We start from the raw sequence: 206 nt of genomic DNA, 5'->3' as shown, positions 1-206 counted from the left end.
GGTAAGTACCGGTCAGGTCCTTGCCCACTTCGAGCGGACCCTTGACCTTCAATGCCTTCACCACCGGCTTGGCAGACGGATCGATCGGCTTGCCGTTGTCGCCGCCCTCGGACTCGTTGCCGCCGCCCGGGTTGTTGTTGCCGCTGTCATCCGACACCGTGCCATCGGTCGCCACCTTGACGGTGTTACCCACCGCATTGGCCCCG

1 protein-coding gene is annotated in these 206 nt (G+C 64.6%); it reads right to left on the bottom strand.

Translation table 11 applies throughout. The features are described from left to right. A partial coding sequence (locus tag JHD59_RS22700) for a hypothetical protein (protein WP_199155923.1) occupies nucleotides 1-206 on the bottom strand: 206 nt, incomplete at both ends.

Origin of the sequence: Chromobacterium sp. ASV23 (genome assembly GCF_016428945.1) — a bacterium.
Lineage (GTDB): Bacteria > Pseudomonadota > Gammaproteobacteria > Burkholderiales > Chromobacteriaceae > Chromobacterium > Chromobacterium sinusclupearum.
This window is presented reverse-complemented; position numbering and strand designations above follow the sequence as displayed.